This window comes from Streptomyces sp. NPDC048383, from assembly GCF_040651775.1.
GTDB lineage: Bacteria > Actinomycetota > Actinomycetes > Streptomycetales > Streptomycetaceae > Streptomyces.
This window is the reverse complement of sequence record NZ_JBEZKS010000140.1, coordinates 1-3,001: the sequence shown is the minus strand read 5'-3', so window position 1 is coordinate 3,001 and position 3,001 is coordinate 1. Positions and strand designations below refer to the sequence as shown.

The 3,001-nt window shown below is 70.6% G+C and carries 3 protein-coding genes; all 3 read left to right on the top strand.

The window, feature by feature from the left end:
• On the top strand, positions 1-885 hold an 885-nt coding region (metK, locus tag AB0D46_RS38420; protein WP_362884739.1), incomplete at its 5' end, for a methionine adenosyltransferase.
• A 45-nt stretch (positions 886-930) separates the two neighbouring features.
• Positions 931-1,914: a PfkB family carbohydrate kinase gene (locus AB0D46_RS38415; protein WP_362884738.1), complete on the top strand. Its 984-nt coding sequence runs from the start codon at positions 931-933 to the stop codon at positions 1,912-1,914.
• Positions 1,911-3,001 (top strand): homocysteine S-methyltransferase family protein (locus AB0D46_RS38410; protein WP_362884737.1); only part of this gene is annotated, 1,091 nt, incomplete at its 3' end. The genes AB0D46_RS38415 and AB0D46_RS38410, both read left to right, overlap by 4 nt.

The following is a 3,001-nucleotide window of genomic DNA, read 5'->3' as shown; positions in this document are numbered from 1 at the left end:
GCGTACGAGAAGCGGGTCGAGGGTGATGAGGACGAGCTCGACAAGCAGGGCGCGGGCGATCAGGGTCTGATGTTCGGCTACGCCTGCGACGAGACGCCCGAGTTGATGCCGTTGCCGATCCACCTCGCGCACCGGTTGTCGCGGCGGCTGACGGAGGTCCGCAAGGAGGGGATCGTCCCGTACCTGCGTCCGGACGGCAAGACGCAGGTGACGATCGAGTACGACGGGGACGAGGCGGTCCGGTTGGACACGGTGGTGGTGTCCTCGCAGCACGCGGCGGACATCGACCTGGACGCCCTGTTGACGCCGGACGTGCGGAAGTTCGTGGTGGAGCACGTGTTGGCGGAGCTGGCCGAGGACGGCATCAAGCTCGACATCGAGGGCTACCGGTTGTTGGTGAACCCGACCGGTCGTTTCGAGATCGGCGGTCCGATGGGCGACGCCGGCCTGACCGGCCGCAAGATCATCATCGACACGTACGGTGGTATGGCCCGTCACGGTGGGGGTGCCTTCTCGGGCAAGGACCCGTCCAAGGTGGACCGCTCGGCCGCGTACGCGATGCGGTGGGTCGCGAAGAACGTCGTCGCGGCCGGACTGGCCTCGCGCTGCGAGGTCCAGGTCGCGTACGCGATCGGCAAGGCCGAACCCGTCGGCCTCTTCGTGGAAACCTTCGGCACCGCCAAGGTCGACGTCCAGAAGATCGAGGACGCCATCGGCCAGGTCTTCGACCTCCGCCCCGCCGCCATCATCCGCGACCTGGACCTGCTGCGCCCGATCTACGCACAGACCGCCGCGTACGGCCACTTCGGCCGCGAACTCCCCGACTTCACCTGGGAGCGCACCGACCGCGTCGACGCCCTGCGCCGGGCCACCGGCCTGGCGTGAGCGTCCGCCCGCGCCGCCCTGCCCACAGTTGCTAGGAGAAGAGTTGTGCGAATCGCTGTGACCGGCTCCATCGCGACCGACCACCTCATGGTGTTCCCCGGAAGCTTCGCGGAGCAGTTGATCACCGACAAGGTCGACACGGTGTCACTGTCGTTCCTCGTCGACCAACTGGAGGTCCGCCAGGGCGGCGTGGGGGCCAACATCACCTTCGGCCTCGGCCGGCTCGGCCTGCGGCCCCTGCTCGTGGGCGCCGCCGGCGCCGATTTCGCCGACCACGGCCGACGCCTCGTCGAAGCCGGGGTGGACACGACGTCGGTCCGGGTCAGCGAGACGCTGCACACCGCCCGCTTCGTGTGCACGACGGACCGCGACCAGAACCAGATCGCGAGCTTCTACACGGGCGCCATGGCCGAAGCCCGAGAAATCGACCTGCGCGAGGTCGTCAGCCGCAGCGGACGCCCCGACCTGCTCCTCGTCGGTGCCGACGACCCCGAGGCGATGCTGCGCCACACCGCCACCGCCCACGCGCTCGGCATCAGGGTGGCGGCGGACCCCTCCCAGCAGCTGGCCCGCCTCGACGCCGAACAGACGCGGAGCCTCGTGGACGGCGCACACCTCCTCTTCACCAACGAGTACGAGAGCGCCCTGCTGCGCGAGCGCACCGGGTGGAGCGAGGAACAGGTCCTGGAGCGGGTCGGCACCTGGATCGTGACGCGCGCCGCCGACGGCGTCTCGATCCTGACCGCCGACGGCGGCCGCGAGGACATCCCCGCCGTACCCACGGACATCGCCGCCGACCCGACCGGCGTGGGCGACGCCCTGCGCGCCGGCTTCCTCGCGGGCCTCGCGTGGAGCCTGTCGTACGAGAACGCGGCGCAGCTCGGCTGCGCGCTCGCCACGGTGGTGCTGGAATCCGTCGGTACCCAGGAGTACAAGCTGCTCCCGTCCGACCTGGTCGGCCGCGTCGACCGGGTCTACGGCAGCGCCGCGGCCGCCGAGCTGGAGCCCTGGCTGGTGGCCGTCTCATGAGCGCCGAGCAGGTCCGTCGGGCCGACGCCCTCCGGGAGGCGCTCGCCACCCGCGTGGTCGTCGCCGACGGAGCCATGGGAACGATGCTCCAGGAGCAGGACCCGACGATGGAGGACTTCCAGCAGCTGGAAGGCTGCAACGAGGTCCTGAACGTCACCCGCCCGGACATCGTCCGCTCGGTCCACGAGGCCTACTTCTCCGTCGGTGTCGACTGCGTCGAGACCAACACCTTCGGCGCGAACTTCGCCTCGCTCGCCGAGTACGACATCCCCGAACGCGTCCACGAGCTGTCGGAGTCCGGCGCCCGCATCGCCCGCGAGGTGGCGGACGAGTTCACCGCCGCCACGGGGCAGCAGCGCTGGGTCCTCGGCTCCATGGGCCCGGGCACCAAGCTGCCCACCCTGGGGCACGCCCCGTACACGACCCTGCGCGACGCCTACCAGGCGAACGCGGAAGGGCTTGTGGCGGGCGGCGCGGATGCGTTGCTCGTGGAGACCACCCAGGACCTCCTCCAGACGAAGTCGTCCATCATCGGCGCCCGCCGGGCCATGGAGGCCCTCGGCATCTCCGTCCCGCTGATCTGCTCCGTCACCGTCGAGACCACGGGCACCATGCTGCTCGGCTCGGAGATCGGCGCGGCGTTGACGGCGTTGGAGCCGTTGGGCATCGACATGATCGGCCTGAACTGCGCGACCGGCCCGGCGGAGATGAGCGAGCACCTGCGCTACCTCGCGCGCAACGCCCGCATCCCGCTCTCCTGCATGCCCAACGCCGGCCTGCCCGTCCTGACCAAGCAGGGCGCCCACTACCCGCTGTCGGCCCCCGAGCTCGCCGACGCGCAGGAGACCTTCGTCCGGGAGTACGGACTGTCCCTGGTCGGCGGCTGCTGCGGTACGACGCCCGAGCACCTGCGGCAGGTCGTGGAGCGGGTCCGGGGCACGGCCGTCACCCGGCGCACCCCCCAGCCGGAGCCCGGTGCGGCCTCCCTCTACCAGACGGTGGCGTTCCGGCAGGACACGGCGTACATGGCGATCGGTGAGCGGACGAACGCGAACGGGTCGAAGAAGTTCCGCGAGGCGATGTTGGA